The 25,747-nt window shown below is 69.3% G+C and carries 26 protein-coding genes; 13 read left to right on the top strand and 13 right to left on the bottom strand.

The features are described from left to right. Positions 1 to 68 precede the first annotated feature (68 nt). The 3 genes from cysP (at position 69) to cysW (ending at position 3,108) form a co-directional block, all read left to right on the top strand. Positions 69 to 1,088, top strand: a complete 1,020-nt coding sequence (gene cysP / locus KHC19_RS15705) for a thiosulfate ABC transporter substrate-binding protein CysP (RefSeq protein WP_213353312.1) — start codon at positions 69 to 71, stop codon at positions 1,086 to 1,088. A 317-nt stretch (positions 1,089 to 1,405) separates the two neighbouring features. Then, on the top strand, positions 1,406 to 2,227 hold the full coding sequence (gene cysT, locus KHC19_RS15700) for a sulfate ABC transporter permease subunit CysT (RefSeq protein ID WP_213353311.1): 822 nt from the start codon (positions 1,406 to 1,408) through the stop codon (positions 2,225 to 2,227). Positions 2,228 to 2,229: 2 nt separating this feature from the next. Continuing rightward, positions 2,230 to 3,108, top strand: coding sequence for a sulfate ABC transporter permease subunit CysW (gene cysW, locus KHC19_RS15695; RefSeq protein ID WP_213353310.1), 879 nt, complete (start codon positions 2,230 to 2,232; stop codon positions 3,106 to 3,108). A gap of 162 nt (positions 3,109 to 3,270) precedes the next feature. On the opposite strand, the gene polA is transcribed toward cysW, so the two are convergent. After that, positions 3,271 to 6,213, bottom strand: a complete 2,943-nt coding sequence (gene polA / locus KHC19_RS15690; protein ID WP_213353309.1) for a DNA polymerase I — start codon at positions 6,211 to 6,213, stop codon at positions 3,271 to 3,273. 103 nt (positions 6,214 to 6,316) lie between these two features. Here polA and truA point away from each other — a divergent pair, with 103 nt between their 5' ends. Next, positions 6,317 to 7,066 carry a tRNA pseudouridine(38-40) synthase TruA gene (gene truA, locus KHC19_RS15685; protein WP_213353308.1) on the top strand — a complete coding sequence of 250 codons (750 nt, stop codon included), beginning with the start codon at positions 6,317 to 6,319 and terminating at the stop codon, positions 7,064 to 7,066. Between the two features lie 171 nt (positions 7,067 to 7,237). On the opposite strand, the gene KHC19_RS15680 is transcribed toward truA, so the two are convergent. Beyond that, positions 7,238 to 8,572 (bottom strand): dihydroorotase, encoded by a 1,335-nt coding sequence (locus KHC19_RS15680; RefSeq protein WP_213353448.1) that lies wholly within the window; start codon positions 8,570 to 8,572, stop codon positions 7,238 to 7,240. Between the two features lie 178 nt (positions 8,573 to 8,750). On the opposite strand from KHC19_RS15680, the gene KHC19_RS15675 reads away from it, so the two are divergent. The 6 genes from KHC19_RS15675 to KHC19_RS15650 all read left to right on the top strand — a co-directional run bounded on the left by KHC19_RS15675 (position 8,751) and on the right by KHC19_RS15650 (position 12,762). Beyond that, the gene (locus tag KHC19_RS15675; protein ID WP_213353307.1) at positions 8,751 to 9,554 is read left to right on the top strand and encodes a Crp/Fnr family transcriptional regulator; all 804 of its coding nucleotides are present in this window, start codon (positions 8,751 to 8,753) and stop codon (positions 9,552 to 9,554) included. Between the two features lie 159 nt (positions 9,555 to 9,713). Continuing rightward, positions 9,714 to 10,559 (top strand): CAF17-like 4Fe-4S cluster assembly/insertion protein YgfZ, encoded by an 846-nt coding sequence (gene ygfZ / locus KHC19_RS15670; RefSeq protein WP_213353306.1) that lies wholly within the window; start codon positions 9,714 to 9,716, stop codon positions 10,557 to 10,559. Continuing rightward, positions 10,559 to 11,161, top strand: coding sequence for a DNA-3-methyladenine glycosylase I (locus tag KHC19_RS15665; RefSeq protein ID WP_213353305.1), 603 nt, complete (start codon positions 10,559 to 10,561; stop codon positions 11,159 to 11,161). The genes ygfZ and KHC19_RS15665 overlap by 1 nt, the downstream gene beginning before the upstream one ends. Before the next feature lie 32 nt (positions 11,162 to 11,193). Beyond that, complete coding sequence (locus KHC19_RS15660) at positions 11,194 to 11,790, top strand: YfbR-like 5'-deoxynucleotidase (RefSeq protein ID WP_213353447.1); 597 nt, start codon at positions 11,194 to 11,196, stop codon at positions 11,788 to 11,790. Beyond that, positions 11,787 to 12,290, top strand: a complete 504-nt coding sequence (locus tag KHC19_RS15655; protein WP_213353304.1) for a tyrosine phosphatase family protein — start codon at positions 11,787 to 11,789, stop codon at positions 12,288 to 12,290. Before KHC19_RS15660 ends, KHC19_RS15655 begins: the two co-directional genes overlap by 4 nt. Positions 12,291 to 12,489: 199 nt before the next feature. After that, positions 12,490 to 12,762 carry a hypothetical protein gene (locus KHC19_RS15650; RefSeq protein ID WP_213353303.1) on the top strand — a complete coding sequence of 91 codons (273 nt, stop codon included), beginning with the start codon at positions 12,490 to 12,492 and terminating at the stop codon, positions 12,760 to 12,762. Between the two features lie 6 nt (positions 12,763 to 12,768). Here the strand turns inward: KHC19_RS15650 and KHC19_RS15645 are convergent, their stop codons facing one another. The 10 genes from KHC19_RS15645 to KHC19_RS15600 form a co-directional block, all read right to left on the bottom strand. Next, positions 12,769 to 13,302, bottom strand: coding sequence for a GNAT family N-acetyltransferase (locus KHC19_RS15645; protein ID WP_213353302.1), 534 nt, complete (start codon positions 13,300 to 13,302; stop codon positions 12,769 to 12,771). A 112-nt stretch (positions 13,303 to 13,414) separates the two neighbouring features. Continuing rightward, a complete protein-coding gene (gene rpsU / locus KHC19_RS15640; protein ID WP_213353446.1) occupies positions 13,415 to 13,651 on the bottom strand; it encodes a 30S ribosomal protein S21 in 237 nt (78 codons plus the stop codon). Positions 13,652 to 13,853: 202 nt separating this feature from the next. Next, positions 13,854 to 14,477 (bottom strand): DUF1330 domain-containing protein, encoded by a 624-nt coding sequence (locus tag KHC19_RS26480; RefSeq protein ID WP_213353301.1) that lies wholly within the window; start codon positions 14,475 to 14,477, stop codon positions 13,854 to 13,856. A gap of 64 nt (positions 14,478 to 14,541) precedes the next feature. Further along, complete coding sequence (gene pyrF / locus KHC19_RS15630) at positions 14,542 to 15,249, bottom strand: orotidine-5'-phosphate decarboxylase (protein ID WP_213353300.1); 708 nt, start codon at positions 15,247 to 15,249, stop codon at positions 14,542 to 14,544. A gap of 28 nt (positions 15,250 to 15,277) precedes the next feature. Then, positions 15,278 to 15,889 carry an NADPH-dependent FMN reductase gene (locus tag KHC19_RS15625; RefSeq protein ID WP_213353299.1) on the bottom strand — a complete coding sequence of 204 codons (612 nt, stop codon included), beginning with the start codon at positions 15,887 to 15,889 and terminating at the stop codon, positions 15,278 to 15,280. Between the two features lie 83 nt (positions 15,890 to 15,972). Next, positions 15,973 to 16,572, bottom strand: coding sequence for a class I SAM-dependent methyltransferase (locus KHC19_RS15620; protein WP_213353298.1), 600 nt, complete (start codon positions 16,570 to 16,572; stop codon positions 15,973 to 15,975). Positions 16,573 to 16,730: 158 nt separating this feature from the next. Next, positions 16,731 to 17,861, bottom strand: coding sequence for a molecular chaperone DnaJ (gene dnaJ / locus KHC19_RS15615; protein WP_213353297.1), 1,131 nt, complete (start codon positions 17,859 to 17,861; stop codon positions 16,731 to 16,733). Positions 17,862 to 18,092: 231 nt separating this feature from the next. Further along, on the bottom strand, positions 18,093 to 19,991 hold the full coding sequence (dnaK, locus tag KHC19_RS15610; protein WP_213353296.1) for a molecular chaperone DnaK: 1,899 nt from the start codon (positions 19,989 to 19,991) through the stop codon (positions 18,093 to 18,095). Between the two features lie 240 nt (positions 19,992 to 20,231). Next, positions 20,232 to 21,161, bottom strand: a complete 930-nt coding sequence (locus KHC19_RS15605; protein ID WP_213353295.1) for a sugar phosphate isomerase/epimerase family protein — start codon at positions 21,159 to 21,161, stop codon at positions 20,232 to 20,234. A 145-nt stretch (positions 21,162 to 21,306) separates the two neighbouring features. Further along, complete coding sequence (locus tag KHC19_RS15600; protein ID WP_213353294.1) at positions 21,307 to 21,690, bottom strand: VOC family protein; 384 nt, start codon at positions 21,688 to 21,690, stop codon at positions 21,307 to 21,309. 217 nt (positions 21,691 to 21,907) lie between these two features. On the opposite strand from KHC19_RS15600, the gene KHC19_RS15595 reads away from it, so the two are divergent. The 3 genes from KHC19_RS15595 to KHC19_RS15585 are packed head-to-tail and all read left to right on the top strand — an operon-like array spanning position 21,908 to position 24,602. Beyond that, positions 21,908 to 22,597, top strand: a complete 690-nt coding sequence (locus tag KHC19_RS15595) for a glutathione S-transferase family protein (RefSeq protein WP_213353293.1) — start codon at positions 21,908 to 21,910, stop codon at positions 22,595 to 22,597. Beyond that, positions 22,573 to 23,739 carry a tRNA epoxyqueuosine(34) reductase QueG gene (queG, locus tag KHC19_RS15590; protein ID WP_213353445.1) on the top strand — a complete coding sequence of 389 codons (1,167 nt, stop codon included), beginning with the start codon at positions 22,573 to 22,575 and terminating at the stop codon, positions 23,737 to 23,739. Before KHC19_RS15595 ends, queG begins: the two co-directional genes overlap by 25 nt. After that, on the top strand, positions 23,736 to 24,602 hold the full coding sequence (locus KHC19_RS15585; RefSeq protein WP_343207736.1) for a Rossmann-fold NAD(P)-binding domain-containing protein: 867 nt from the start codon (positions 23,736 to 23,738) through the stop codon (positions 24,600 to 24,602). The genes queG and KHC19_RS15585 overlap by 4 nt, the downstream gene beginning before the upstream one ends. On the opposite strand, the gene KHC19_RS15580 is transcribed toward KHC19_RS15585, so the two are convergent. Continuing rightward, positions 24,536 to 25,249 carry a TetR/AcrR family transcriptional regulator gene (locus KHC19_RS15580; RefSeq protein ID WP_213353291.1) on the bottom strand — a complete coding sequence of 238 codons (714 nt, stop codon included), beginning with the start codon at positions 25,247 to 25,249 and terminating at the stop codon, positions 24,536 to 24,538. The genes KHC19_RS15585 and KHC19_RS15580 overlap by 67 nt on opposite strands. Positions 25,250 to 25,747 lie beyond the last annotated feature (498 nt).

The following is a 25,747-nucleotide window of genomic DNA, read 5'->3' as shown; positions in this document are numbered from 1 at the left end:
TTTCGACTGTGGAATTGAAATTTCCACAAATTCTAATTGATAATTCCCGTCCGTCTGGAGTTTCCGCCATGCGCCTGTCGCGCCGTCTCGTCCTCGCCGCCGCCCTGGCGCCCGTCCTGCTCTCCGCTGCTGTCCCCGCCGCCCGGGCGGCGGAGCCGACCTCGATCCTCAACGCCTCCTACGACATCGCCCGCGAACTGTTCGAGGCGATCAACGCCAAGTTCGAGCCGGCCTACAAGGCGAAGACCGGCAAGGAGATCAAGGTCAACCAGAGCCATGCCGGCACCTCCAAGCAGGCGCGCTCGATCGTCGAGGGGCTGGAGGCGGACGTCGTCACCTTCAACCAGATCACCGACATCCAGTTCCTGGTCGACAAGGGCTTCGTCGCCAAGGACTGGCAGACCCGGCTGCCCAACGCCGCCTCGCCCTGGTATTCCTTCCCCGCCTTCCTGGTGCGCGCCGGCAATCCCAAGAATGTGAAGAACTGGGACGACCTCGTCCGCGACGACGTCAAGCTGGTGTTCCCCAACCCGAAGACCTCGGGCAATGGCCGCTACACCTACATCGCCGCCTATGCCTTCGCGCTGGAGAAGTTCAACGGCGACGAGGCCAAGGCCGACGCCTTCGCCAAGAAGCTGCTTTCCAATGTCGTGGTGTTCGATACCGGCGGGCGCGGCGCCACCACCTCCTTCGTCGAGCGCGAGCAGGGCGACGTGTTGATCACCTTCGAGGCCGAGGTCATCAGCGCCAAGGACGCCTACAAGGACAAGAACTTCCAGGTCGTGGTGCCGCCGGTGAGCCTGCTCGCCGAGTTCCCGGTCGCGGTGGTCGACAAGGTGGTGGACAAGCGCGGCTCGCGGCAGGTGGCGACCGACTACCTCACCTGGCTCTATTCCACCGAGGGTCAGACCATCGCGGCGCAGGCCAATAACCGCGTGGTCGACAAGGCGGTGGCCGAGCAGTTCAAGGACAAGTTCGCCCCGGTGCGCCTCCTCAAGGTCGAGGACGTGTTCGGCGGCTGGGACAAGCTGCAGAAGGGGCACTTCGTCTCCGACGGCAAGCTCGACCAGCTCTTCGTCGGCAAGTGATTTTTGTCGGCAGGTGATTTCGTCGGCAAGTGATTTTCGCCTGTTCTGCCGAAGAAGCAGAAGACCGGTCATGCCCGGGCCTGTCCCGGGCATCCACGTCTCGGGCCGGTGCCTGGGTTGAACGGCGTGGATGGCCGGATCACGTCCGGCCACGACGTTGCTCGGGGACGCCTCACGTCCGGCAAGGCCCTGATTCCCGTCCCGCCTCCGTGAAAACCGGTCTCGCACTGGACATCGGCGGATAAGTGCGGCATGGCCGGTCCTGCACCGGCCATCGGCCGGGAAGTGGCCGTCGCCGAGGGGAAGGAGCCGAGCCGTTGAACCGCGTCATACCGGGCTTCGGATTGTCGCTCGGCATCACCCTCACCTATCTCAGCCTCATCGTGCTGCTGCCGCTGGGCGCGCTGGTCTGGCAGGCGCTGGATGTTGGCTGGGAGCGCTACCTCGCCATCCTCTCGGGCCCGCGCACCGCCAACGCCTTCCGCATCACCTTCGCCACCGCCGCGCTCGCCACCGCCTTCAACTGCGTCTACGGCCTCGCCTTGGCCTGGGTGCTGGCGCGCTATGAATTTCCCGGCAAGCGGCTGCTCGACGCCCTGGTCGACGTGCCTTTCGCGCTGCCCACCGCCGTGGCCGGCCTCGCGCTGTCGGCGCTGTTCGTGAAGAACGGCTGGTTCGGCGGCCCGCTGGCGGCGCTCGGCATCGACGTCGCCTACACGCCGCTCGGCATCGCCATCGCCATGGCGTTCACCTCGATCCCCTTCGTGGTGCGTACCGTGCAGCCGGTGCTGGAGGACCTGCCGGCCGATGTCGAGGAGGCCGCCGCCACGCTCGGCGCCTCGGACCGGCGCATCTTCGCCACCGTGATCTTCCCGGCGATCTTCCCCGCCTTCCTCACCGGGGCGTCGCTGTCCTTCGCGCGCTCGCTCGGCGAGTTCGGGGCGATCATCTTCATCGCCGGCAACCTGCCGGGCAAGACCGAGGTGGTGTCGCTGCTCACCTTCATCCGCATCGAGGAATATGACTACCCGGCGGCGGCGGCCATTGCCGGCACGTTGCTCGCCACCGCCTTCGTGATGCTGTTCCTCGTCAATATGATCCAGCTGTGGCAGCAGCGGCGGATCGGATCGGCGGACTGAGCATGGCGGCACCTCCCACCATTCCCCGCCCGCGCAAGGACGATCTCGGCGCCCGCGTGCGCGTCGGTTCCGGCGCGACGACCCGCCGGGTGCTGGTCGGCGCCGTGCTGCTCGTCACCGCGCTGATCCTGGTGGCGCCGCTCGCCGCCATCTTCGCCGAGGCGCTGAAGCATGGCTGGGCCGCCTATGCCCGCTCCTTTGCGGCGCCGGACACGCAATACGCGATTCTGCTGACGCTGATCACCGCGCTGGTGGTGGTGCCGGTGAATGTCGGCTTCGGCATCGCCGCCGCCTGGTGCATCGCCAAATTCTCCTTCCCCGGCCGTAACCTCCTGGTGGCGCTGGTGGAGTTGCCCTTCTCCATCTCGCCGATCATCGCCGGCGTCGCCTATCTGTTCGTCTATGGCGCCCAGGGCCTGCTCGGGCCGTTCCTCGAGGCGCATGACATCAAGATCATGTTCGCGGTGCCCGGCATCATGCTGGCGAGCCTGTTCGTCACCGCGCCCTTCGTCGCCCGCGAATTGATCCCGCTGATGATCGCGCAGGGGTCGGAGGAGGAAGAGGCGGCGGTGACGCTCGGCGCCGGCGGCTGGCGCATCCTGCGGCTGGTGACGCTGCCCAATGTCCGCTTCGCGCTGCTCTACGGCGCGGCACTGTGCAATGCGCGCGTCATGGGCGAGTTCGGCGCGGTGTCGATCGTCTCGGGCAACATTCGCGGCCAGACCAACACCCTGCCGCTGCAGATCGAGCTGCTCTACCAGGACAACAACGCGGTCGCCGCCTTCGCGGTGGCGACGCTGCTCACCGCGGTGGCGCTGGCGACGCTGGTGGCCAAGGCGATCATCGAGCGGCTCGACCGCGCGCGGGAGCGGGCGCATTGAGCTGATCATGGCGTGCCCCGGCCAAAGGCGTGGATGCCCGGGCCAAGCCCGGGCATGACGTGGTTTTGGTGGACGCGCGCCGCTCAGAGGACCGTCATGGCCGGGCTTGGCCCGGCCATCCACGTCTTGCCGCAAGAACGGCGGTCGCAGCACAATCCGCCCTCAATGCGCCTCGTCCCAGTTGTCGGCGGCGCGGGCGTCCACCTTCAGCGGCACGGTGAGCGCCACCGCCGGCATCGGCGCCTCCTCCATCACCCGGGTGATCACGGGAATGGTCGCCGCGATCTGATCGTCCGGCACCTCGAAGATCAGCTCGTCATGCACCTGCAGCAGCATGCGCGCCTCGAGCCTCGCGCCGGCCAGCGCCGCTTCCATGCGGGCCATCGCCCGCCGGATGATGTCGGCCGCCGAGCCCTGCAGCCGGGCATTGATCGCCGCGCGCTCGTTGAAGGCGCGGATCGACGGGTTCTTGGCGGCGATGTCCGGGTAGTGGCAGCGCCGGCCGAACAGCGTCTCGACATAGCCGTGCTCGCGGGCGAAGGCGCGAGTCTCGTCCATATAGGCGCGGATGCCGGGGAAGCGCTCGAAATAGCGCTTGATATAGGCACCGGCCTCCTCGCGGGGGATGGAGAGCTGGTTGGCCAGCCCGAAGGCCGAGATGCCGTAGATGATGCCGAAATTGATCGCCTTGGCGCGCCGGCGCACTTCCGCCGGCATGCCGGCGATCGGCACGCCGAACATTTCCGAGGCGGTCATCGCGTGGATGTCGAGCCCGTCCTGGAAGGCCTGGCGCAGCGAGGGCGTGTCGGCGATCTCGGCCAGCAGCCGCAATTCGATCTGCGAATAGTCGGCCGAGACCAGCTTGTGGCCGGGCGCGGCGACGAAGGCCTTGCGGATCTTGCGGCCTTCCTCGGTGCGCACCGGGATGTTCTGCAAGTTCGGCTCGGAGGAGGAGAGCCGCCCCGTCGTGGTCGCCGCCAGCGCGAAGGAGGTGTGCACCCGGCCGGAATGCGGGTTCACATAAGTCGGCAGCGCGTCGGCATAGGTGGATTTCAGCTTCTGCAATTGCCGCCAGTCGAGGATGCGGCGCGGCAGTTCGTGGCCCTGCTCGGCGAGTTCCTCCAGCACGTCGGCGCCGGTCGACCAGGCGCCGGTCGGCGTCTTGCGGCCGCCAGGGATCTGCATCTTGCCGAACAGGATGTCGCCGAGCTGCTTGGGCGAGCCGGGATTGAAGGTCTCGCCCGCCATCTCGGAGATCTCGGCCTCCAGCCGCGCCATGCCCTGTGCGAAATCGCCGGAGAGCCGCGACAGCATCTGCCGGTCGATGAGGATGCCGCGCCGCTCCATATTGGCGAGCACGGTGACGAGCGGGCGCTCCAGCGTCTCGTAAACGGTGCTCTTGCGCTCGGCGATCAGCCGGGCCTTCAGCACCTGCCACAGCCTCAGGGTGACGTCGGCATCCTCGGCGGCGTATTCCACCGCCTTCTCGATGGCGACGCGGTCGAAGGTGACGGCGCCCTTCCCCTTGCCGGCGACCTCTTCATATTTGATCGGCGTGTGGTTCAGCCAGCGCATGGAGAGCGGGTCCATGCCGTGCGGCGAGGCGCCGGCATCGAGCACGTAGGAGATCAGCATCGTGTCGTCATAGGGCGCGATCTCGATGCCGTGGCGGGCGAGGATCAGCCAGTCATATTTCAGGTTCTGGCCGATCTTCAGCACGCCGTCGTCTTCCAGCAGCGGCTTGATCGTCTCCAGCGCCTCGGTGAGCGGGATCTGGCCGGGAACCAGCCCTTCCGCGAACAGCCCGTCGCCGGCGCCGACATGCTGGAGCGGCACGTAGCAGGCCTCGTTGGGCGCCAGCGCCAGCGAGAAGCCGACCAGCTCGGCCTGCATGGCGTCGAGCGAATTGGTCTCGGTGTCGATGGCGACATAGCCGCGCTCGAAGGCGCGGCCCACCCAGTCCCGCAGCCGGGCGATGTCCGTCACGGTCTCGTAGCGCGACCGATCCACCGGCGTCTTGCCGGCTTCCGCCACCCGCGCCACCGCCCGTTCCGTTGGCGAGGCGAGGCCGTCGGTCCCGGCGGCGGCGTCTTCCCCCGCTGCGGGCTCCGGTTCCGGGCCGAGCTCCGCGGCTTCCGTGAAGGCGACCGAGGCCGGGGCGCCGGCGACCAGCTTCGGGTCCGGCTCGATGGCGGAAAGCTCGATGCCATAGGCTTCCGCGACGCGGCGCGTCAGCGTGGTGAACTCCATCGCCTTGAGGAAGGCGACCAGCCGTCTGGTCTCCGGCTCCACCACGGCGATCTCGTCGAGCGGCACCTCCAGCGGCACGTCGCGCTTCAGCGTCACCAGCTCGCGGGAGAGCCGCGCCTGGTCGGCGAACGCGATCAGGTTCTCGCGCCGCTTGGTCTGCTTGATCTCGGCGGCGCGGGCGAGCAGCGTGTCGAGGTCGCCATAATCGGCGAGCAGCTGCGCGGCGGTCTTGATGCCGATGCCCGGCACGCCCGGCACATTGTCCACCGAATCGCCGGCCAGCGATTGCACGTCGATCACCTTGTCCGGGCTGACGCCGAACTTCTCGAACACCTCGTCGGCGCCGATGGCCCGATCCTTCATCGGATCGTACATCCGCACCTTCTCGTCGACGAGCTGCATCAGGTCCTTGTCGGAGGAGATGATGGTCACCCGCGTGCCGCGCGCCTTGGCCTGCTCGGCATAGGTGGCCATGATGTCGTCGGCCTCGTAGCGGTCCTGCTCGACGCAGGCGAGGTCGAACGCGCGCGTGGCTTCCCGAATGAGCGGGAATTGCGGGATCAGGTCTTCCGGCAGGTCCGGGCGCTGCGCCTTGTAGAGCGGGTAGATCTCCTTGCGGAAGGTCTGCTCGCTCTTGTCGAACACCACCGCGAGATGGGTCGGCTTCGGCTCGAAACCCTGCGCGCGCACCAGCTTCCACAGCATGTTGCAGAAGCCGGCCACCGCGCCCACCGGCAGCTTGTCGGAGGTGCGGGTGAGCGGCGGCAGCGCGTGATAGGCGCGGAAGATGTAGGCCGAGCCGTCGATCAGCACGACATGGTCGTTCGGGTCTACGATGTCGGTGCGGTCGGTCATGTCGGGCTCCGTGTCGGGCGCGCACGATGCCCAAGCCCGCCCGCCGGGGCAAGGGCGGAAGGCGAGATAGTGACGCGGAAGCGAGACGGCGCTAGAGAGCCGCATGCCCCGCTACAAGCTCACCATCGAATATGACGGCACGCCCTTCGTCGGCTGGCAGATCCAGGCCGAGGGCGCCTCGGTGCAGGGCGCACTCACCGATGCGGTCGAACGCTTCACCGGCGAGCGGGTGCAGGTCCACGGTGCCGGGCGCACCGATGCCGGCGTGCATGCCACCGGGCAGGTGGCGCATGTCGAGCTGGCGAAGGAGTGGCGCCCCGATACGGTGCGCGACGCGATGAACGCGCATCTGCGCCCGCTGCCGGTGGCGGTGCTGGCGGCGGAGCGGGCGGCGGACGATTTCCATGCCCGCTTCTCGGCGATCGGCCGGCGCTATCTCTACCGCATCATCGTGCGCCGGCCCGATCTGGTGCTCGACCGCGACCGGGCCTGGCGGGTGCTGCGCCCGCTCGACGCGGCCGCGATGGCAGAGGGCGCCAGGCAGCTGATCGGCCGGCACGACTTCACCACCTTCCGCGCCATTGGCTGCCAGGCCAATTCGCCGGTGAAGACGCTGGACCGGCTGGAGGTGGAGCAGGTGTCGCTCGATGTCGGCACCGAGATCCGCGTCCATGCCGCCGCGCGGTCCTTCCTGCACCATCAGGTGCGCTCGATGGTCGGCACGCTGGTGAAGGTCGGCGAGGGCGCCTGGACGCCCGGCGACGTCAAGGCGGCGCTGGAGGCGAGGGACCGCACGCGCTGCGGCCCGATGGCGCCCTCGGCGGGGCTGTATCTGGCGGAAGTGACGTATTGAGCCCAATACCCGCTCATGCAACGTCATGGCCGGGCTTGACCCGGCCATCCACGCAGTCCGACCCGGCTCGGGCAGAAACACTGTGGCGCGGAAAAGGCGCGGATGCCCGGCACAAGGCCGGGCATGACGGTCATCTAGTTTATCGCGCGTCCTCGGGTAGGCGCACTCGCCTCACAGCGGCTTCAGCGCATCCATGAAGCGCACCGGCGCGCCGGAGGACGGCGTCGTCAGCTCGCCCTCCCACATCACCTTGGCGCCGCGCAGGAAGGTGCCGACCGGCCAGCCGGTGACTTCCACCCCGTCATATGGCGTCCAGCCGGGCCGCGAGGCGATCCAGCCATTGCGGATGGTCTCGCGCCGCTTCAGGTCGACCACGGTGAAGTCGGCGTCGTAGCCGACCGCGATCCGCCCCTTGGTGGCGATGTTGAAGATGCGCGCCGGCCCGGCGCTGGCGAGGTCGACGAAGCGCTCCAGCGTCAGCCGTCCGGCATTCACATGATCGAGCATCATCGGCACCAGCGTCTGCACGCCGGTCATGCCGGAGGGGCTGTCGGGATAGGGCTTGGCCTTCTCTTCCAGCGTGTGCGGCGCATGGTCGGAGCCGAGCACGTCGACCACGCCGTCCGCCAGCGCCTGCCACAGCGCGGCGCGGTGGCGCGCCTCGCGCACGGGCGGGTTCATCTGCACCAGCGAGCCGAGGCGGGCGTACCAGCTCGCGTCCATGGTGAGGTGATGCGGCGTCACCTCCACCGTGGCGACATCCTTGTTGTCGCGCAGGAACGCCATCTCCTCCGCCGAGGTGACATGCAGCACATGCACGCGCTTGCCGACCTCGCGGGCGAGATTGACGAGGCGGGTGGTGGCGGTCAGCGCCGCGATCTCGTCGCGCCACACCGGATGCGAAGCGGCGTCGCCCGGCACGCGCAGGCCCTTGCGCTCGGCGAGGCGCGGCTCGTCCTCGCAATGGAAGGAGGCGCGGCGGCGGATCACCTTCAGGATCTCGCGCACGCCGGGATCGTCGGCCACCAGCAGCGAGCCGGTGGAGGAGCCGATGAACACCTTGATGCCGGCCGCACCGGGCAGCATCTCCAACTCCGGCAGGTCCTTCACATTGTCATGCGTGCCGCCCACGAAGAAGGCGAAGTCGCAATGCATGCGCCCGGTGGCGCGGGCGATCTTGTCCTCCAGCGCGCTGGCCGAGGTGGTGAGCGGATTGGTGTTGGGCATCTCGAACACCGCCGTCACCCCGCCCATCACCGCGGCGCGGGAGCCGGTCTCTAGGTCTTCCTTGTGCTCCATGCCGGGCTCGCGGAAATGCACCTGGGTGTCGATCACCCCCGGCAGCACATGCAGCCCGCTGCAATCGATCGTCTCGCCGGCCTGCGCCGCGTCGAAGGCGCCGATGCCGGCGATCCGCCCGGCGGTCACGCCGACATCGCGCGTGGCGATGCCGTCCTGGTTCACCACGGTGCCGCCCTTGAGGAGAAGGTCGAAGGTCTGGGTCATGGTGTCCCCGCTGGTCATGGAAGCGCTGCCGGGCTCTTAGCCCAGTTCCGTCCGCAAGGCCACGCGCAACAGGCCCGATCCGTCCGGTATCCGCGCCACGCAGAGAGCGGCTTCTGCGCTCCAGTGAACATTTCGGCGCCTCCGGGCGTTTAAGGCGCAGACGCGCAGGGAGGGCGGAATGGCGGTCACGGCTGGCGGCAGCGGCGTTTTCGGTGGGACGGCGACCGGCAACAACCTGCTCGCGGCGTTGCGGGCGGCGGATTTCGCGCTGCTGCGCGGGCATCTGATGCGGTTCGAGCGGCCGGCCGGTGCCGTGCTCTACGAGCCCGGCGACGATGTGCGCACCGTCTATTTCCCCTGCGGCCCGACGCTGGTTTCCTTCATGGTGGTGCTCGACGACGGGCGTCCTGCCGAGGTCGGCATGATCGGCCGCGAGGGAGCGGTCGGCGGCATCGTCAGCCAGGGGCGGCTGCCGGCCTATTGCCGGGCGCAGGTGCAGATCGGCGGGCCGCTGCTGCGGCTCGACAGCGGCGAGCTCGAGCGCGCCAAGGGCCAGTCCCTGACCCTGCGCCATCTGTTCGCGCGCTATGCCGATTGCCTGCTGGCGCAGATCTTCCAGTCGGTGGCGTGCAACGCTGCCCATTCCATCGAGCAGCGTACCGCCAAATGGCTCATCGGCGCCATGGATCGCACCGGCGACGAGAATGTGCGCCTGACTCAGGAACAGCTGGCCGCCATGCTGGCGGTGGGGCGTTCCTATATGGGACGGGTGCTCAACACCCTGCGCGAAACCGGTGCCGTGGACACGCGGCGGGGACGGCTGGTGGTGAGGGACGCGGCCCGGCTGCGGCAGATCAGCTGCGATTGCAGCGACGCGGTGCGCCGCCATTTCGACGAGGTGCTGACGGGTGTCTATCCCGCGGCCGACCTCGCCGGACACGGCACCGACATCGGCGTTCCCGCCGCGCCGCGCCGCAGCTGAGCCGAACCGTTCCGGGCTTCTCGCCTTCCGCGCTTCTCGCCTTCCGCGCTTCTCGCCTTCCGCCCTTGCCCGCACCGCCGGCTCGCTTTACCTGTGCGGAACGGCCGGTCCGCCGGCCGAGTCGGCGCCGCCACGGCGCGTCGTGCGGGAGACGGCTGCATGCCCATCGCTCTTTTCGGCCAGCGTGCCCTCGCCCGGATCGACGGAGCCGATGCGGCGCATTTCCTCGACAACCTGCTCACCGCCCGCACGCCGGCACCCGGGACCGCGCGCTATGCAGCCCTGCTGACCCCGCAGGGCAAGATCATCGCCGACATGTTCGTCTATGCCGTCGAGGAAGGCTTCCGCCTCGACGTGCCGGCGGACCGCCTGCCCGACCTCCTGAAGCGCCTCACCCTCTACCGGCTGCGGGCCAAAGTGGAGATCGCCGCCCTGGAGGGCTGGCGCGTCGGCATCGCCTGGAACGGCGCGGAGCCGCCGGCCGGCGTGGCCGCCTTCGCCGACCCCCGGCTGCCCGCGCTCGGCATCCGTTTCCTTCTGCCTCCGGGTGTGGCCGTCGCCGAGGATGCCGACGAGGCCGCCTGGCAGGCGCATCGCGTCGCCCTCGGCGTGCCGGAAGGCGGACGCGACTTCGCCTATGCCGACGCCTTCCCGCACGAGGCGGACATGGACCAGCTGCACGGCATCGACTTCGACAAAGGCTGCTATGTCGGCCAGGAGATCGTCAGCCGCATGCAGCACCGCGGCACCGCCCGCACCCGCGTCGTCCCCTTCGCGGTGTGCGGCCCGGCGCCGGCGCCCGGCACGGCTATCCTCGCCGGCGGCAAGACGCTCGGTACCGTCGGCTCCGGGGTGGAGGGGCGGGTGCTCGCGCTGATCCGGCTGGACCGGTTGGCGGAGGCGCGCGAATCCGGGTTGGCCATCGAGGCCGACGGGGTGACGCTGGTGCCCGAGAGGCTCGATTGGGCCAGCTTCGCCATTCCGGGAACCGGGAGCGCCGCCTGATGCCTGTCCATGCCGATGGCCTCCACCGCTGCCGCTGGTGCGGCACCGATCCGCTCTACGTCGCCTATCACGACGAGGAATGGGGCGTGCCGGAGCATGACGACCGCGCCTTGTTCGAGAAGCTCATCCTCGACGGGTTCCAGGCCGGCCTCGCCTGGATCACCATATTGCGCAAGCGCGACCAGTTCCGTCGCGCCTTTGACGGCTTCCGGCCGGAGATCATCGCCGGCTACGGCCCGGAGAAGGTCGAGGCGCTGATGCAGGATGCCGGCATCGTGCGCAACCGCGCCAAGATCGAGGCGACCATCCGCTCCGCCCGCTCCTTTCTCGACATCATGGAGAAGGGACCCGGCTTCTCGGCGCTGCTCTGGGGCATCAACGGACCGACGCTGGACAATCGCTGCGAGGAGGGAGGCGCGCCGATCGTCACCTCTCCCGTGGCCCAGGCGATGTCGAAGGAGCTGAAGGGCCGCGGCTTCAATTTCGTCGGGCCCACCATCGTCTATGCCTTCATGCAGGCGGTGGGCATGGTCGACGACCATCTCGTCACTTGCCACCGGCATGGCGCCCGGACGTTCGGCCGCGCCGGAGCCCGCCCTTGAGCGCCGCGCGTTCTCCCCGCGCGTGGCAGCGCATGCTTTCCGGCCGGCGGCTGGACCTGCTCGACCCCTCGCCGCTCGACATCGAGATCGAGGACATCGCCCATGGCCTCGCCCGCGTCGCCCGCTGGAACGGCCAGACCAGCGGCGAGCACATCTTCTCGGTCGCCCAGCATTCGGTGCTCGTCGAACTGATCGCCCGCCGGCAGGCGCAGGCCGCCGGCGTCGAGCTCGATCGCCGCTGGCGCCTCGCCATGCTGCTGCACGACGCGCCGGAATATGTGGTGGGCGACATGATCAGCCCGTTCAAGGCGGTGCTCGGCGGCGACTACAAGAGCGTCGAGGCGCGCCTGCTGGCCGCGGTGAGCCTGCGCTTCGGCCTGCCGATCCAATGGCCGGTGGCGCTGGTCAAGAAGGTGAAGGCGGCCGACCGCGCCAGCGCCTTCCTGGAAGCCACCCACCTTGCCGGCTTCGGGGTTGCCGAGGCGAAGCGCTTCTTCGGGGCGCCGTTCCCGCTCGATGCCGCGGCCGAGCGCGAGCATCTCGCCCCCTGGAGCGCCGGCGAGGCCAAGATGCGCTTCCTTGCCCGCTTCGCCGAGATCGCCGGGCCTGTGCCGGGAGAACCGAAATGATCCATGTCTGCCCGCTCTCGCGCCTGGAGGAGACGGTGACGCGCACCGGTGCCTCCCATGTGCTCACCGTGATCAATATCGGCACGCCGGTGGTGCGGCCGATGGCGATCCGCCAGGAGGACCATCTCTTCGTCGGCTTCAACGACATCGTCGAGCCGCAGGAGGGCCTGGTCCATCCGGCTGCCGAGCATGTGGAGGCGATTCTCGGTTTCGCGCGCCGCTGGCCGCGCCGGGCGCCGCTGGTGGTGCACTGCTTCGCCGGCATCAGCCGCTCCACCGCCTCGGCCTTCGTCGCCGCCTGCGCGCTGGCTCCCGAGCGCGACGAGGCCGAGATCGCGAGGGCGTTGCGCGTGGCCTCGCCCAGCGCGACGCCCAATGCGTTGCTGGTGGCGCTCGCCGATGCGGCGCTCGGCCGGCAGGGGCGGATGAGCGCGGCGATCGCCGCCATCGGGCGCGGCTGCGAGGCGATGCAGGGCGAGCCCTTCGAGATCGCGCTGTGAGGCGCCAACGGAACGGCGTGTTCCTTGGGACATGCTGCGGCCGCATTCTGCGGCTATTGCGCAACAGTCGCGACTGAAAAGACACAGCGTGGCGAATTCCCGGTCGCCGTTAACCCTTGTTCAAAACTTGGGCGGACCATCGGAATCGTCGTGCTATGGTGAGTTGGGCGCGGGGGTTGCACGCGCGGAGGTGCCAAGCTTGTCCGAGATTACCGATCCGACCGCCATCGATCCCGCTGCCGAGCGGGCGCAGGAGGATGAGCGCCACGCGGCGCTGGCCTATCTCGACGAAGCGTGGAACGAGGCTGTCTATGACGGTCTCGACGAGGATTGCCTGGCGCAGGCGGCGCTGTTCACCGCCATACGTTCCATGGTCGCCACCTATGGCGAGGAAGCGTCGGCCGATTTCGCCGCCCGTCTCGCCGAGCGCATTCGCGCCGGCGAATACACCGTACCGATGAACCGCCAGTGAGGCGCGTCAGCCGGGGCGGAAGCACCGGCTGAGAATATCCAGCCCGCCAATGCCGGTCTCGTGCGTCGCCCAGCCGCGCCGGCGATAGAAGCCGGCATGCGCGGCCGTCGCCGCCAGGTAAATCCGTGGATAGCCCTCGCGGCAGGCGAGCCGCGCCGCCGCCTCCACCAGCGCCGTGCCCAGGCCGGCCCGCCGATGCGCCGGCTCCACCCACAGCGCCGCCAGCCAGGGAGTCAGCGCCGGGCGCTCCTCCATGTCGCAGGCGATGAGCGAGATGGTGCCCAGGAAGGTCGCGCCGGACTGCGCGACGAGGGTGGTCGGCACCGGTTCCGTTCCGAGGCTCTCCCGGACGCGCGCCTGCAGGGCGTCGAGCGCCACGCCTTCCTCGCGCCACCAGGCGTGCCAGAGGCGATCGGCAACCGTCGCCGTGAAATGCGGGACGGTGCGCAGGTCGTGGATGATGAGGTCGTCGACGAGGAAGCCGGCGGACGAGCGCGTCCCGCGCGCCGGGCCGTCTTCGCGCTTGGAGGGGAAGCCCATGGCGCTATCCCGACACTTTCGCCGCCGTGGCGACATACGCCAAAAAGCGCGGTGACGCCGTCACCGCGCTCATCGGACTATATTCGGAAGCCCCGAAGAGGGGCCGGCGCGCTCAGCGGCCGGCGACGGTCTTCGGCTTGGACGGCAGCAGGCCTTCGCGCTGGGCGCGCTTACGGGCCAGCTTGCGGGCGCGACGGATGGCCTCGGCCTCCTCGCGGGCGCGCTTTTCGGACGGCTTCTCGTAATGGCCGCGCAGCTTCATCTCACGGAAGATGCCTTCGCGCTGCATCTTCTTCTTGAGGGCCTTCAGGGCCTGATCGACATTGTTGTCCCGAACGAGAACCTGCACGTGTCTTCCTCTTCGTGCCTGCGCTATCGCGTATGCGTTGATGTCGTAGATCGGGGGAGGCACGTCCCGGAAAAGGCGCTGGGACGGCACATCGGCCGATCGAGGTGTGCGCAGATAGCAGAAGCCGTCAGCCTTGTCCACAGCCGGCGGATATCCGGCCGGGCGAATCCGTCCGGTGCCGGCACATTTGCGTGAGATCCGCCTATTCGGCGCCGTGGACGATGATCACCTCCGCTTCCGCCGCCGCCTTGCGGAAGGCGAGTGCCGCCTGGTACTCGGGCGAATGATAGGCGGCGCGGGCGGTCTCGTAGTCCTTGAACGCAAGGACGACGTTGCGCGAGCGGGCGGGGCCGTGCACCGCCTCGTGCCGGCCGCCGCGCACCAGGAACCAGGCCGCGGCCTTCTCCACCGCGATGGCGTCGGCGGCGATATAGGGCTTGTAACCCTCGGCGTCGTGCACGTCGATGCGCATCACCCAATAGGCGGTGCCGGGACCGCTTGCCGGCCCGTCGATCACGCCGGCCGCCGGCTGGTGGCCCTCATACTGCTCGACGACGATGTGCTCGCCGGTGGAGGAGGCGAGGCGGTGTGCATAGGCGGCCTGGTATTCCGGCGAGCGGAAGCAGGCGAGCGCCGTCTCGTAGTCCTTGAACTCGACCACCACATTGCGCGAGCGCGCCACGCCCTCGGGGGCCTCGAAGGTGCCGCCGCGCACCAGGAAACGCCCGCCATGGGCGGCGATGGCGGCATCCGCGCCGGCCACATAGGGCTTGTAGGCTTCCGCGTCGTGGACGTCGATGCGGCTGATCCAGTAACCCTTGGCCATGTTGTCGAAACCTTCCGTCTGTCGGGAAAGGCCGGGCGCCGGAACGCCGTGCGCCCGGGTCGGTCTAGAGGGCCGCGGCGATCTCCGCCTGCACCGCCCGGGCGGCGGCGGCGGGATCCGGCGAGGCGACGATCGGCCGGCCGACCACCAGATGGTCGGCGCCGGCCCGGATGGCGACGGCGGGGGTGGCGATGCGCTTCTGGTCGCCGGCGGCCGAGCCGGCCGGGCGCACGCCGGGGGTGACGATGGCGCGGCGCGGGCCGAGAACCTCGCGCACCATGGTCGCGTCGGTCGGGGCGCAGACGATGCCGTCTATGCCGATCTCGCCGGCCTGCTCGACGCGCCGGCGCACCGTGGCGTCGACGCCCTGGGCGTAGCCGGCTTCCGCGAGATCCGCCTCGTCATAGGAGGTGAGCACGGTCACGGCGAGGATGCGCAGCGGGCTCGCGCCCTTGCCTTCCATCGCCGCCCGCATGGTCTGGGGATAGGCGTGCACGGTGAGGAAGCTGGCGCCCATATGGGCGACGCTCGCCACGCCCTTGGCCACCGTGTTGCCGATGTCGTGCAGCTTGAAGTCGATGAAGACCTTCTTGCCCTCGCCGATCAGCTCGCGGGCGAAGCCGAGGCCGCCGGCGAAGCCGAGCTCGTAGCCGATCTTGTAGAAGCTGACGGTGTCGCCCAGTTTCGAGACGATGTCCTCCGCCGCCCGCAGTGAGGGCAGGTCGAGGGCGACGATCAGCCGGTCGCGCGGATCGGGAACGGGCAAGCTCATCGGCGGTCTCCAGTCGGCGCCAATTGCCTCAGGCGCGCAGGCCCGCGCGCAGCGCCGACTGGTCGATAAGCGCGCGCAGCGTTCCGCGCAAGCGGTCGAGCTGGCGTTCGTCCTTGAAATCGCCGCCGTCGGAGAAGGCCTGATGCGCGGCGGGTACCATCGCCTGCTCGGCGAGCACCAGCGCGCTCAGGCCCAGCGCCAGCACCTGGCGCAGCATCATCGCCGCCCGATAGCCGCCGAGCGCCCCCGGCGAGGTCGAGCCGATGGCGAAGACCGGCCCCTTGAACGGGTCGTGCCCGCCGCCGCCCGACGCGCTGCCACTGCCTGCGCCCTTGGCGCGGCTGGCCCAGTCGATGGCGTTCTTCAGCAGCGGCGGCACGGCGGCATTGTATTCCGGCGTCACGATGAACACGCCGTCGGCCAGCGCCAGCTGCTCGCGCAGCTGCTCGGCGGCCTGCGGCACGCCGTCCTCGGCCTCGAGGTCGGCGTCGTAGATCGGCAGCGGATAGTCCTCGAGCGAGATCCGCACCGGCTCGGCGCCGAGCAGGGCGAGCTCCCTGGCCGCCAATGCCGCCAGCGTCGCCGAATAGGAGCCGGTACGGACCGAACCGGCGAAAACCAGGATCTTGGGAGGACGCATCGCAATCTCCGCGCAGGCGTGGACAACAGGGGCCGGATGGCGGGCCCGGGGCGCCGGATGGCGCTTCCCGCCTCGGGCCGCTGTCAGGCGGTGCGGGAACGATACACCCAGACCCGCGCCGGCGGCAGGTTGGCCCAGATGCGCGGGCTGCGATGGGCGTCGAAGCGCTGCGACTGCAGCGGCACCGGGGACACCACCGCATAGGTGAACTGGATGAACGGCGCCTGCGGGCGCGACAGGGCGAAGGCCTGGTCGAGCAGGCTGTGGCGCTCGGTCACCGGCCGGGTGAACAGCGGCAGCGAGGAGACCACCGCCGTCGCCGGCTTGTCGATGACCCCGTCCAGCGTCTTGGCGATGCCGTAGGCGTCGCCGCGGATCACCGTCGCGCCGGGAAAGCGCGCCTGCAGCAGGTTGCAGAATTCCGGGTTGTATTCGATCAGCACCAGACGCTCGGGCGCCACGCCGCGGGCGATCAGCGCCGCCGTTACCGGGCCGGTACCCGGCCCGAGCTCGATCACCGGCCCGTCTTCGTCCGGGTCGACATAACCGGCCATGGTGCGCGCCAGCGCGCGGCCGGAGGGCGACACCGCCCCGGTGCGCAGCGGATCCTGGAGCCAGGACTGGAGGAAACGGACTTCGTCGGGACGTGATTTCGGGCTGTCGGAGCAGGAGCGATGCAGCATGCCACTAAGGTTCCAAGGCGCCGAAACGAACGGCCATGAATGAAGGGAGCGAAACGCAATCCGGCAAGACTAGGCGCACTATCCGGCAATGTTAAGTCGTCGCGATGACGCAACCGTTACATTGGGAAAGCGGTGGCGTCGTCGATGCGTCGATGGGGTCATTCGGCGTCGCCGGCGAAGAAGTCCTTCACCTTGGCGAAGAAGCCATGGGCCTCGGGATGGTTCTCGTTGGAGGATTCCTCCTCGAACTCGGCCAGCAGCTCGCGCTGGCGGCGGGTGAGGTTCTGCGGCGTCTCCACCACCACCTGCACATACATGTCGCCGCGGGTGCGGGTGCGCAGCACCGGCATGCCCTTGCCGGCGAGGCGGAAGCGCTTGCCGGACTGGGTGCCCTCGGGAATCTTCACCTTCGACTTGTCGCCGTCGATGGTCGGCACCTCGAAGGAGCCGCCCAGCGCCGCGGTCACCATCGAGATCGGCGCCCGGCAGAACAGGTCGGCGCCGTCGCGCTGGAAGAAGTCGTGCGGCGCGATGGACAGGAAGATGTAGAGGTCGCCCGCCGGGCCGCCGCGTGCGCCGGCCTCGCCCTCGCCGCCGAGGCGGATGCGGGTGCCGTCCTCGACGCCGGCGGGAATGGCGACCTCGAGCGTGCGCTCCTTGGTCACGCGCCCGGCGCCGGCGCAGGCCGGGCATGGGTCCTCGATGACCTGGCCGCGGCCCTGGCAGCTCGGGCAGGTGCGCTCCAGCGTGAAGAAGCCCTGCGCCTGCCGCACGCGCCCGGCGCCGCCGCAGGTGCGGCAGGTGGTCGGCTGGGTTCCCGGCTTGGCGCCGGTGCCGGTGCAGGCCTCGCAGGTGATGGAGGTCGGCAGGTGGATGGTGGCATCCTTGCCGCCATACGCCTCCTCCAGCGTGATTTCCATGTTGTAGCGCAGGTCCGCGCCGCGCTCGCGCCCGGTGCCGCGTCCGCCGCGCCGTCCGCCGCCCATGCCGAACAGGTCGTCGAAGATGTCGGAGAAGGTGGAGGCGAAATCGTTGCCGAAGCCGGCGCCGGCCCCGCCGCCATTCTCGAAGGCGGCATGGCCGAAGCGGTCATAGGCGGCGCGCTTCTGCGGATCCTTCAGCACGTCATAGGCTTCGCTGATCTGCTTGAAGCGGGATTCCGCCTCGCCGTCACCGGGATTGCGGTCCGGGTGCCACTTCATGGCGAGCTTGCGATAGCTCGATTTCAGCTCCCCGTCCGAGCAGGTGCGGGTCACTTCGAGCAGTTCGTAATAGTCGATCTTGGCCATGGGTCGCCGTGCCGCCGAATCGTTCTGCCCACCGGCCAGCCGTGAGATCGGGTCCGTTGCGGGACACGCGGGGCTGGCGGGACGTTCGGGCCCGTTGCATGCAGGAAGCTTGCCGCCGGAAGAAGCGCTCGCCGGGTCTCGTCCGGGAATCCGGGCGGCGGCTTGCCCGCCTCATCCTTGCAAAGCCGCCCCGGGAGCGGACTCCCGGGGCGGGGTTTTCGAGAAAGCCGGTCAGGCCGACTTCTTCTTGTCGTCGTCGACCTCGGTGAACTCGGCGTCCACCACGTCGTCCTTCGGCGCACCGGCCTCGGCCTCGGCGCCGCCCTGCTGCGCGGCGTACATCGCCTCGCCCAGCTTGAGCGAGGCCTGCGCCAGCGCGTTGGTCTTGGCGGCGATCGCCTCGGCGTCGTCGCCTTCCAGCGCCGTCTTCAGCTCGGCGATGGCGGTCTCGATGGCGCCCTTCTCGGCCGCGCCGACCTTGTCGCCATGCTCGGCCAGCGCCTTCTCGGTCGAATGGACCAGCGCCTCGCCGTGGTTCTTGGCTTCCACCACCGCGCGCCGCTGCTTGTCGTCGGCGGCGTGCGCCTCGGCGTCCTTCACCATCTTCTCGATGTCGGCGTCGGAGAGGCCGCCCGAGGCCTGGATGCGGATCTGCTGCTCCTTGCCGGTGCCCTTGTCCTTGGCCGACACGTTGACGATGCCGTTGGCGTCGATGTCGAAGGCGACCTCGATCTGCGGCACGCCGCGCGGCGCCGGCGGGATGCCGACCAGGTCGAACTGGCCGAGGATCTTGTTGTCCGCCGCCATTTCGCGCTCGCCCTGGAACACGCGGATCGTCACCGCGGTCTGGCCGTCCTCGGCCGTGGAGAACACCTGGCTCTTCTTGGTCGGGATGGTGGTGTTGCGGTCGATCAGGCGGGTGAACACGCCGCCCAGCGTCTCGATGCCGAGCGAGAGCGGGGTGACGTCGAGCAGCAGCACGTCCTTCACGTCGCCCTGCAGCACGCCGGCCTGGATGGCGGCGCCGATGGCGACCACTTCATCCGGGTTGACGCCCTTGTGGGGCTCCTTGCCGAAGAACTGCTTCACCACTTCCTGCACCTTCGGCATGCGGGTCATGCCGCCGACCAGCACCACCTCGTCGATCTGCCCGGCGGTGAGCCCGGCATCCTTGAGCGCCTTGCGGCAGGGCTCGACGGTGCGCTGGATCAGGTCGTCCACCAGCGCCTCGAACTTGGCGCGGGTGAGCTTCATGGTCAGGTGCTTCGGCCCGGAGGCGTCGGCGGTGATGAAGGGCAGGTTGATCTCGGTCTGCTGCGCGCTCGACAGCTCGATCTTCGCCTTTTCAGCGGCCTCCTTGAGGCGCTGCAGGGCGAGCTTGTCATTGCGCAGGTCGATGCCCTGCTCCTTTTTGAACTCGTCCGCCAGGTAGTTCACCAGGCGCATGTCGAAGTCTTCGCCGCCGAGGAAGGTGTCGCCATTGGTCGACTTCACCTCGAACACGCCGTCGCCGATCTCCAGCACCGACACGTCGAAGGTGCCGCCGCCGAGGTCGTAGACCGCGATGGTGCCGGCCGACTTCTTGTCGAGGCCATAGGCGAGCGCGGCCGCGGTCGGCTCGTTGATGATGCGCAGCACTTCGAGGCCGGCGATGCGGCCGGCGTCCTTGGTGGCCTGGCGCTGGGCGTCGTTGAAATAGGCGGGGACGGTGATGACCGCCTTGTCGACCTTGGCGCCGAGATAGGCCTCCGCGGTCTCCTTCATCTTCTGCAGCGTGAAGGCGGAGATCTGCGAGGGCGAGTATTTCTTGCCGTCGGATTCCAGCCAGGCGTCGCCATTGTCGCCCTTCACGATGGAATAGGGGACGAGCTTCTTGTCCTTCTCGACCATCGGGTCGTCATAGCGGCGGCCGATGAGGCGCTTCACCGCGAAGAAGGTGCGCTCGGGATTGGTGACCGCCTGGCGCTTGGCCGGCTGGCCGACGAGGCGCTCGCCGTCCTCGGTGAAGGCGACGATGGAGGGCGTCGTGCGCGCGCCCTCGGCGTTCTCGATCACCTTCGGCGAGGTGCCTTCCATGACGGCGACGCAGCTATTGGTCGTGCCGAGGTCGATGCCGATGACTTTAGACATTCACATTCTCCTTCTGGCAGGCCGGCCGGACCTCGTTGAGCACCCGGAGAGGACTGGCATCGGCGCCTCGCGCCACGCCGTCCCCCGGACCGGCCCCCGATAGATTGGGTACGGCACGTTGCCTCGCGCCGTTCGCCGCCGATATAGGGGCGGCGTTACGCGCCTGCAAGAAGCCCCGGCGGGCTGAATCGAAGCCGCGACGGAGGAAAGGCGGCTTTCGGGGCGGCCCGGGCCTCCGCTTCAGGCGGCCACGGCGGCGTCGAGCCCGCGAAACCGGGCGGCCACGGCCCGCAGCGCCGGTATCTGCGCGCCGATTTCCCGCCAGTGCCGCGGGTTCAGCTCCAGGATCGCCACCGTGCCGGAGGCGAGCGGCGCCGCCGCGGCCACCGCCGCCCAGTCGATGCTGCCCCAGCCGATCGGCAGATGCAGGTCGCCCTCGCCGAACGCCGCGGCCTCGGCGGGATCGTAGGTCCACAGCTCCTTCGGCCGGCCGAAGCTGTCGTGCAGGTGCAGATGCGCGACATAGGGCGCCAGCTCGGCGATCTCGGCCAGCGGGTCGTGCCGGGTTTCGGCGCAGCGTATATAGGCGTGGCTCACATCCAGCGTCGCGCGCACCGCCTCGTGGTCGATGGCGGCGATCTCGCCGGCCAGCTTCAGGGGGCTCGCGGTCTCGCGCGCGCCAACGAAGCGGAAGATGTTCTCCACGCACAGGGTGATGCCGGCGGCGGCCGCCTTGTCGCCTATGCCCGCCAGCGCCTCGCGCTGGCGGGCATAGGCGACCTCGATGTCGTCGCCGGGCTCGCGTACCACGCCGGTATGGATGACGAGATGATCGGCGCCGATGGTGCCGGCCACCTCGATGGAGGCTTCCAGCACCGCCTCGTGGCGCGGCAGACGCTCGGGAAGGTCCATCAGGTTGATGGCGAGCGGGCCGTGGACGCTATAGCCCAGCCGGCGGCCGGCAAGGGCGCGGGAGAGGTCGGCCAGCCGGTCGGTGAGCACCCGGCCGCCGATGACGAGGTGCCACGCATACACCGGCAGCTCCACCACATCGACGCCGAGCGCCTCCGCTTCGTCGAGAGAGAGGCCCAGATCGTCGAATTCGGGGCTGCCTTCACGCAGGGAATAGCCACAGGCACGGATGGGGGAAGCCGGGAGGGGCATCTGCATCGTTCGGATTTTCCTTCGCTTCGCAGGTTGATAGGCGGTCGGACGCCACAGGCGCGCCGCCTGAGCGACGCACCTGCGCCCGCAACATGACATGCGAATGTCGGAAACGCCTAATGCCCCAGCGGCATCAGCGCCTTGAGCCGCCTTACATTTTCGGCGTGATCCAGCCCATTACCGCGCCTTCGGCATCCTTCACCACGGCGATGCGCCCGACGCCCGGAATGTCGAACGGGGCCTTGAGGGCCCGCCCGCCGGCGGCCTTGGCCTGCTTCACGCTGGCATCGACGTCGTCGACGGCGACATAGGTCATCCAGTGCGGCGGCACGCTGTCGAATTCCGGCCCGTTCATCGCGAACATGCCGCCCACGTCGACGCCGTTCTTCTTGATCACCCAGTAGGTGCGATCCCCGACCGGCATCGGCACGAAGTCCCAGCCCATGAGCCGCCCGTAGAAGCTCTTGGCGGCCTCGACGTCATGGCTGTTCAGCTCGTTCCAGACGATGGCGCCGTGTTGCGGTGTTTCGGCCATGAGATCCTCCCTTTTGTTGCTTGTCGACGCGTTTCCCCGTCGCAATCCATGTTAACGGCTCGGACACGATACCTCTAAAAAAGCGCGCCGTGCCGTATCGGCAACCCCCCTCGGTGCTGCCATCTTGATGCCGTCATCGCTTGCGATGTCGCGGCAACCCCTCTAGACCGATCAGCGGACGGCGTTTTTCAGGCCGCCGCGCGGCGCTCCCCGGACAATGCAGCTTTATCATCATCCCTTCTGCCAGTTCTCGCGCATGATCCGTCTCGCCCTGGGCGAAATGGGCATGGATCCCGAACTCATCGAGGAGCGGGTGTGGGAACGGCGTCCGGGTTTCCTGATGCTCGATCCCGCCGGCCAGACGCCGGTGCTGGTCGAGGCGGACGGGTTGGTGGTGCCCGGCGGCACCGTCGCGGCCGAGTATCTCGACGAGACCTATGGCCATGCGATGGGCGACCGCCGCCTGCTGCCGACCGGCCGGGAGGAGCGCGTCGAGGTGCGCCGCCTGATGGCGTGGTTCAACGAGAAATTCTACTTCGAGGTGTCCGAGCCGCTGGTGCGCGAGAAGGTGTACAAGCGCTTCATGCCGCGCGAGGCGGGCGGCGGCCCGCCGGACATGCCGGCCATCCGTGCCGCCCGCGCCAATATCCGCTATCATCTCCACTATATCGGCTGGCTTCTGAAGACGCGGAACTGGCTGGCCGGCGACCGGCTCTCCTATGCCGATCTCGCGGCGGCCGCGCATATTTCCTGCGTCGACTATCTGGGCGACGTGCCGTGGAACGAGGACGAGACGGCGAAGATCTGGTACGCGCGCATCAAGTCGCGCCCGGCCTTCCGGCCGCTGCTCGCCCTGACCATGGCGGGCATGCCGCCGGCCGCCTGCTACGCGGATCTGGATTTCTGACCCCCGCCGCCGCCCGGCTGCTGATCGTCGATCTCGCCCGTGCCGAGGGCTTCGACGCCGTCGGCATCTGTGCCGCCGACGCCATTCCCCACGCCGCGCCGCGCCTTGCCGAATGGCTGGCCTCCGGCGCCCAGGGCGACATGGGCTGGATGACCGAGACGGCCGAGCGCCGCGCCTCCCCGCGCGCCCTGTGGCCGGACGTCCGCTCCGTCGTCATGCTCGGCCTCAATTACGGGCCGGACGAGGACCCCCGCGCCGCGCTGATGGACCCGGCCCGCGCGGCCATCTCGGTCTATGCCCGCGGCGACGATTATCACGAGCTGATCAAGGGCAAGCTGAAGCGCATCTGCTCGCGCCTGGTGCCGCGCGTCGGGGGCCCGGAGCGCGCGGAAGTGAAGGTGTTCGTCGACACCGCCCCGCTGATGGAGAAGCCGCTCGCCGCGAGCGCGGGGCTCGGCTGGCAGGGCAAGCACACCAATCTGGTCTCGCGCGAGAAGGGCTCCTGGCTGCTGCTCGGCGCCATCGCCACCACGCTGGAGCTGCCGGTCGACGCGCCGGAGCGCGATCATTGCGGCTCCTGCCGCGCCTGCCTCGACGCCTGCCCGACCGGCGCCTTCCCGGCGCCCTACCGGATCGATGCCCGCCGCTGCGTCTCCTATCTCACCATCGAGCACAAGGGGCCGATCCCGCGCGCGTTGCGCCCGCTCATCGGCAACCGCATCTATGGCTGCGACGATTGCCTCGCCGCCTGTCCGTGGAACAAGTTCGCCGCGCTCGGCCGCGAGGCGCGGCTCGCCGCCCGCGAGGAGAACCGCAACCCGGCGCTGGCGGAGCTCGCCCGGCTGGATGACGGTGCCTTCCGGGCCCGCTTCGCCAAGAGCCCGATCAAGCGGACCGGCCGCGTGCGGTTCCTGCGCAACGTGCTTACCGCCATCGGCAATTCCGGTGATCCGGCGCTGGCGCCGGAGGCCGAGCGCCTGCTCGCCGATCCCGAGCCGCTGATCCGCGGCGCGGCGGTCTGGGCGCTGTCGCGCCTTGTGCCGCCCGCCGTCTTCGCCCGCCTCGCCGCCCGCCACGTGCCGGCCGAGGCCGATGCCGCGGTGCGGGCGGAATGGGATCCTTCGCTGGAGAATGCCGCGTGACGACCTTGATCTGCCTCGGCTACGGTTTCTGCGCCCGGGGCTATGCCGCCCTGTTCGCCGCGCGCTTCTCCCGCCTTCTCGGCACCACGCGGAAAGGCGAGCGCGACGCCGGCCCCGTCCGCCTTCTCGCCCCGGATTCCTCCCTGCTCGCCGATGCCGCCGCCGGCGAGGCCGCGATTCTCGTCAGCGCCGCGCCAGGGGAGGCGGGCGATCCCTTCCTGGCGTCGCTCGCCGATGCGCTCGCCAAGGGCACCGGGCCGATCGTCTATCTCTCCACCATCGGCGTCTACGGCGACAGCGCCGGCGCCTGGATCGACGAGGGCGCCCGGCTCGATGGCGGCAAGCCCCGCGCCGGTCGCCGCATCGAGGCCGAGGCCGGCTGGGCCGCGCTCGGCGCCCGCACCGGCCGCCCGGTGGCGGTGCTACGGCTCGGCGGCATCTACGGTCCCGGCCGCAATGCGCTGGTCGACGTCGCCGATGGCAGCGCCCGCTGCATCGAGCGCCCGGGCCAGGTGTTCAACCGCATCCATGTCGACGATATCGCCCGCGCCGTCGACGCCGCCTTCCGGCGGGGGTTTTCCGGCGCGGTCAATGTGGTGGACGACGAGCCCTCCCCGGCCTGCGCGCCGGTGCGCCACGCCGCCCGCCTGCTGGGCCGCCCGGAACCGGTCGCGGTGCCCTTCGCGGAGGCCGCCGCCTCGATGTCGGCGATGGCGCTGTCCTTCTGGGCCGATAATCGCCGGGTGCGCAACGATCGGCTCCGGCGGGAGCTTGGCGTCGACCTCGCCTTTCCGAGCTATCGCGAGGGGCTCGCGACGCTGTTCGCGCAGGGCGAGGGCGCGAGCGAGGGCGCGGCCGGCTGATCCCGTTCCGCCGCCGGGCCGAAGGCACGCAGGAAGGCGTCGACGGTGAAGCGGATGGCGCGGTCGACCTCCTCCGGCGCCGGCGCGTCCATCTGGCCGAACAGCATGGGGGTGACGGTCTGGGCATAGCAGCTGCAGATGAACTGCCGCGCCGCCAGCTCCGGCGCCTCCATGGCGAGCTCGCCGCGGGCGGCCTTGCCGGCGAGCCAGTCGCGCAGCAGCGCCACGGCGGTCTCGATGCCCGCCTCGTGATAGGCGGCGCCGATGGCGGGAAACTTGTCGGCGACGCCGATCACCACCCGCAGCGTGGCGATGTATTCCGGCTCGGCCATCGCCGCGATGTAGCGGCGGGCCACCGCCGTCAGCTCCGCCCGCACCTCGCCGTCCGGCGCCAGCAGGAAGCAGCGCTCGGCGGTGCCCGAGCATTTCTCGCGCAGCAGCGCGCGGAAGAGCTCTTCCTTCGACGGGAAGTAGGTGTAGAGCGTGCCCTTCGACACCCCGGCCGCGCGGGCGATCTCGCCCATGCTGGCGCCGTCGAAGCCGCAGGCCAGGAACACCCCCGCGGCGCCGTCGAGGATCTGCCGGCGCTTGGACGCGCCGGGCGAGGGAAAGGCCCAGGCAAACGGCAGGGTGACGGAGGCTTGCATCGGGCGTATCGCTCGCGGCGCATCGCTTCGGGAAATCGATTCAAATCTATTATGTTTTTGAATCGTTGCGATCACGTTGTCGCTAGTGCCCGCGGCATTTTCGCGACCTCCCTGACAAAACCGCGCCCCGGGACTATATTCACGACTAATGACCGAACCGTTCGGATGGAAAATTGGATCCAACTCCTCCGTTCCGAACGTCGCTACCCGCCGTCGCGAGTCCGAATGGCCCCCGCAAGCCTTAGGGTTGCTCCGACGGATGGTCGAGGGAGGGGAGCTTTCCGCCCCCCACGCTCCCCTCCCTCAAATCCTTGCCGCGCTTCGCTCCGTCCGGGGAATATCGAGGCGCCGTCCGGCGGATTCCTGCCCTTTCATGGTCCCGTCGAGGGAAACTCCGCTTGGCGGCGGCAACCGGCCGCGCTATTGCTGCGGGGTGCGACTTCCTCCTCATCGCCGGCGTCGATCATGCCACGTGCCAGTTTGGTGAATTGCATCCGC

Source organism: Ancylobacter oerskovii, from assembly GCF_018390555.1.
GTDB lineage: Bacteria > Pseudomonadota > Alphaproteobacteria > Rhizobiales > Xanthobacteraceae > Ancylobacter > Ancylobacter oerskovii.
The sequence above is the reverse complement of the archived record's forward strand: the minus strand, read 5'-3'. Positions and strand labels throughout refer to the sequence as shown.

Excerpts from the sequence above, each read along its gene's own strand:
- cysP (WP_213353312.1), top strand. The coding sequence starts at position 69 with ATGCGCCTGTCGCGCCGTCTCGTCCTCGCCGCCGCCCTGGCGCCCGTC.
- cysW (WP_213353310.1), top strand. The coding sequence starts at position 2,230 with ATGGCGGCACCTCCCACCATTCCCCGCCCGCGCAAGGACGATCTCGGC.
- polA (WP_213353309.1), bottom strand. The coding sequence starts at position 6,213 with ATGACCGACCGCACCGACATCGTAGACCCGAACGACCATGTCGTGCTG.
- truA (WP_213353308.1), top strand. The coding sequence starts at position 6,317 with ATGCCCCGCTACAAGCTCACCATCGAATATGACGGCACGCCCTTCGTC.
- KHC19_RS15680 (WP_213353448.1), bottom strand. The coding sequence starts at position 8,572 with ATGACCCAGACCTTCGACCTTCTCCTCAAGGGCGGCACCGTGGTGAAC.
- KHC19_RS15675 (WP_213353307.1), top strand. The coding sequence starts at position 8,751 with ATGGCGGTCACGGCTGGCGGCAGCGGCGTTTTCGGTGGGACGGCGACC.
- ygfZ (WP_213353306.1), top strand. The coding sequence starts at position 9,714 with ATGCCCATCGCTCTTTTCGGCCAGCGTGCCCTCGCCCGGATCGACGGA.
- KHC19_RS15665 (WP_213353305.1), top strand. The coding sequence starts at position 10,559 with ATGCCTGTCCATGCCGATGGCCTCCACCGCTGCCGCTGGTGCGGCACC.
- KHC19_RS15660 (WP_213353447.1), top strand. The coding sequence starts at position 11,194 with ATGCTTTCCGGCCGGCGGCTGGACCTGCTCGACCCCTCGCCGCTCGAC.
- KHC19_RS15655 (WP_213353304.1), top strand. The coding sequence starts at position 11,787 with ATGATCCATGTCTGCCCGCTCTCGCGCCTGGAGGAGACGGTGACGCGC.
- KHC19_RS15645 (WP_213353302.1), bottom strand. The coding sequence starts at position 13,302 with ATGGGCTTCCCCTCCAAGCGCGAAGACGGCCCGGCGCGCGGGACGCGC.
- KHC19_RS26480 (WP_213353301.1), bottom strand. The coding sequence starts at position 14,477 with ATGGCCAAGGGTTACTGGATCAGCCGCATCGACGTCCACGACGCGGAA.
- pyrF (WP_213353300.1), bottom strand. The coding sequence starts at position 15,249 with ATGAGCTTGCCCGTTCCCGATCCGCGCGACCGGCTGATCGTCGCCCTC.
- KHC19_RS15625 (WP_213353299.1), bottom strand. The coding sequence starts at position 15,889 with ATGCGTCCTCCCAAGATCCTGGTTTTCGCCGGTTCGGTCCGTACCGGC.
- KHC19_RS15620 (WP_213353298.1), bottom strand. The coding sequence starts at position 16,572 with ATGCTGCATCGCTCCTGCTCCGACAGCCCGAAATCACGTCCCGACGAA.
- dnaJ (WP_213353297.1), bottom strand. The coding sequence starts at position 17,861 with ATGGCCAAGATCGACTATTACGAACTGCTCGAAGTGACCCGCACCTGC.
- dnaK (WP_213353296.1), bottom strand. The coding sequence starts at position 19,991 with ATGTCTAAAGTCATCGGCATCGACCTCGGCACGACCAATAGCTGCGTC.
- KHC19_RS15605 (WP_213353295.1), bottom strand. The coding sequence starts at position 21,161 with ATGCAGATGCCCCTCCCGGCTTCCCCCATCCGTGCCTGTGGCTATTCC.
- KHC19_RS15600 (WP_213353294.1), bottom strand. The coding sequence starts at position 21,690 with ATGGCCGAAACACCGCAACACGGCGCCATCGTCTGGAACGAGCTGAAC.
- KHC19_RS15595 (WP_213353293.1), top strand. The coding sequence starts at position 21,908 with ATGCAGCTTTATCATCATCCCTTCTGCCAGTTCTCGCGCATGATCCGT.
- KHC19_RS15580 (WP_213353291.1), bottom strand. The coding sequence starts at position 25,249 with ATGCAAGCCTCCGTCACCCTGCCGTTTGCCTGGGCCTTTCCCTCGCCC.